At 71.3% G+C, this 3,461-nt stretch carries 2 protein-coding genes; one reads left to right on the forward strand and one right to left on the reverse strand.

Going from position 1 to position 3,461, the window contains the following annotated elements; genetic code table 11:
• Positions 1–1,149 (reverse strand): polysaccharide lyase family 1 protein (locus tag F6X68_RS31580; RefSeq protein WP_151457668.1); only part of this gene is annotated, 1,149 nt, incomplete at its 3' end.
• Between the two features lie 492 nt (positions 1,150–1,641).
• Here F6X68_RS31580 and F6X68_RS31585 point away from each other — a divergent pair.
• Complete coding sequence (locus tag F6X68_RS31585; protein ID WP_225852548.1) at positions 1,642–3,459, forward strand: acyl-CoA dehydrogenase; 1,818 nt, start codon at positions 1,642–1,644, stop codon at positions 3,457–3,459.
• Positions 3,460–3,461 lie beyond the last annotated feature (2 nt).

The following is a 3,461-nucleotide window of genomic DNA, read 5'->3' on the forward strand; positions in this document are numbered from 1 at the left end:
CCCCGGGGTGGGGGTGGTCGGCGTCGGTGCCGGCGTCTGCGGCGAGCAGCTGCCGTTCGACTCCCGCAGGCCGGTGTTGGCGCCCGCCGTCTGGCGGACGACGTCCGGCACGCAGGCGGCCCCGTCCAGGCTGTAGGAGTACGGGATGCTGACGCTGGTGTTGGACACCGGGTTCGGGCCGGCCGGGTTGTTGTCGCCGCTGCGGCTGGACCAGGTCACGTTGTCGAAGACGTTGCCGGCGACCTGCCAGTAGCCGGCCTCGCTGGTGTAGAAGGTGCCCAGGACGTCCTTGGAGTTCCGGAAGTAGTTGTTCTCCACCTTGGCCCTGGCCCCGGCCCGCGAGTTGATGCCGGACTCGTGGAGGCTCACGTAGTGGTTGTTGTAGATGTGCGCGATGCCGCCGCGCAGCAGGGGCGTACGGGAGTCGATGTTCTCGTACAGGTTGTGGTGGAACGTGACGAAGCCGTTCGAGCGGTCGCTCTCGCTGGACCCGATGAGGCCGCCACGGCCGGAGTTGCGCAGGATGCTGTACGACAGCGTCACGTACTGGACGTTGTCCTTCATGTCGAAGAGGCCGTCGTACCCCTCCGACTCCCCGCCCGAGGCCTCCAGGGTGGCGTGGTCGACCCAGACGTTGCGGACGGTGCTCTCCATGCCGATGGCGTCACCGCCGTTGGACGTGGGCGAGCCCGACTTCTTGACGTTCCGGACCGTCACGTTCCGGATGATGATGTTGCTGGAGTCGCGGATGTGGATGCCCAACTGGTCGAAGACGGCTCCGCTGCCGACCCCGATGATCGTCACGTTGCTGATCTGCTTGAGCTCGATCACGCCGGCGGCGGTGTTGCAGCTGTCGCCCGACACCTTGGCGGTGTTGCCGTGGTTGATGGTCCCCTGCACCTCGATGATGATCGGGGTGCTGCTGCTGGCCCGGGTGCACAGGGCCGTGTGGATCCCGGTGCCCGTGCTGACCCGTACCGTCTGCCCGCCCGCGCCGCCGGTCGTGCCGCCGTTCTGGGTCGCATAGCCGGTGGCGGCACCGGCGGCTGCCGACGCCTGCTGCATCGGCAGGACCGCCACGCCGAGCGCGGCCCCGACGGCTGTCGTGGCCAGTGCCACCTGGAGTCGCAGTGCGACTGGTCGTCTCATCCTTGCCTCACCTTCGTATGAAATGCCGGGTGTTGCTGCCACGTGCCGTGGTCCGGCCGGCGGGGCCGTCGAGGCTGCCGCCGGCCGCCGGCCGCCGGACGGGTCGCTCGTCGACCCGGCTGTGGGGGTGTTTCTTCTCGATGTGGAGCGGGTCGGCGGTTCCGCCCGGCCTCGACCGTCGAGGTCGTCGGCCGCGAGGCCGCCGTGATCGTGCTCCGCCCGTTCCGCCTGTCGTGATGCCGTCGCCCGTGCCCGGAAAGCGCTTTCCAGCGAGGATAGGGACCTGTCTATCGATATGGCAAGAACCTGTCCGGATTGCGGTGTGATGCCCTGCTCCGCCCATCACGACAGCCTCCGTCCGCGCCGCCGCCGGTAGCGAGGGCAGGGCGTCGGGTGATGCGGTGGCCGGCCGGATCAGACAGGATGACCTGCGCGAGGGCATCGCCGGGCCGCGCCGCGGCCGACGGCCCGCCCGTCGACGGAAGGAGACCCGTGTCGTCCACCCTGCTCTCCCGTCGCGACCTGCGCTTCCTGCTGCACGACTGGCTGGACGTGACCCGGCTGACCGAGCGGCACCGCTACGCCGAGCACTCCAGGGAGACCTTCGACGCCGTGCTGGAGCTCGCCGAGCGGGTCGCGGTCGAGCGGTTCGCCCCGCACAACCGGGCAGCCGACCTCGCCGAGCCCACCTTCGACGGCCGCCGGGTGCACACCATCGCGCAGGTCAAGGAGGCTCTCCACGTCTTCGCCGAGACCGGGCTGCTGGGCGCCGGCATGGACGCGTCCGTCGGCGGCATGCAACTGCCGCACGTCGTACGGGCCGCCTGCTTCGCCTGGCTCCAGGCCGCCAACGCCGGCACCTCGGCGTACCCGTTACTGACCCTCGGCAACGCCAACCTGCTGCTGGCGCACGGCAGCCCCGAGCAGATCGACACCTGGGTCCGCCCGATGGTGCAGGGGCGCTTCTTCGGCACGATGTGCCTGTCCGAGCCGCAGGCCGGCAGCTCGCTGGCCGACATCACCACCCGCGCCGAGCCGCAGGACGACGGGACGTACCGGCTGCACGGCACCAAGATGTGGATCTCCGGCGGCGACCACGAGCTGTCGGAGAACATCGTCCACCTGGTGCTCGCCCGGATCCCCGGCGGCCCGCCCGGGGTCAAGGGGATCTCGCTGTTCATCGTCCCGAAGGTGCTGCTGGGCGACGACGGCGCGCTCGGCCCCCGCAACGACGTCGTGCTGGTCGGCCTCAACCACAAGATGGGCTACCGGGGCACCACCAACACGCTGCTCAACTTCGGCGAGGGCGTGCACCGGCCCGGCGGGCGCCCCGGCGCGGTCGGCTACCTGGTCGGCGAGCCGCACCAGGGCCTGGCGCAGATGTTCCACATGATGAACGAGGCGCGCGTCGGGGTGGGTGCCGGCGCCACCGCCCTCGGCTACACCGGCTACCTCAAGTCCCTCGCGTACGCCCGCCAGCGGCCACAGGGTCGACCGCTCGCCGACAAGGACCCGGCCACGCCGCAGGTGCCCATCGTCGCCCACCCGGACGTGCGCCGGATGCTGCTGGCGCAGAAGAGCTACGTGGAGGGCGCCCTGGCGCTCGTCCTGTACTGCGGCCGGCTGCTCGACGAGGAGAAGACCGCGCCGGACGCGGCGGACCGGGAGCGGGCGCGGCTGCTGCTGGACGTGCTCACCCCGATCGCGAAGAGCTGGCCGTCGCAGTGGTGCCTGGCCGCCAACGACCTGGCCATCCAGGTGCACGGCGGCTCCGGCTACACCCGCGACTACGACGTCGAGCAGCACTGGCGCGACAACCGGCTCAACCCGATCCACGAGGGCACCCACGGCATCCAGGCGCTGGACCTGCTGGGGCGCAAGGTCACCATGCGCGACGGGGCCGGGCTGGCGCTGCTGGTGGAGACGGTCCGGGCCACGACCAGCCGCGCGTGGAAGGCCGGGGGCGAGGCCGCCGAGCTGGCCGCCCCGCTCGGCGCCGCCCTCGACCGGGTCGCCCTGGTCACCCGGCGACTGTGGAGCACCGGCGATCCGGAGGTGGCGCTGGCCAACGCCAGCGTCTACCTGGAGGCGGTCGGCCACGTGGTGATCGCGTGGATGTGGCTGGAGCAGCTTCTCGTCGTCGAGGCAGCCGGCGGCCCCGGTGACGGCCCGGACGCCGACCTGCACGCCGGCAAGCGGCAGGCCGCCCGGTACTTCTTCCGGCACGAGCTGCCCCGCACCGGGCCGCAGTTCGACCTGCTGGACAGCCTCGACCGGACCACGCTGGAGATGCGCGACGACTGGTTCTGACC

Source organism: Micromonospora sp. AMSO12t (genome assembly GCF_008806585.1).
Classification (GTDB): Bacteria; Actinomycetota; Actinomycetes; order Mycobacteriales; family Micromonosporaceae; genus Micromonospora; species Micromonospora reichwaldensis.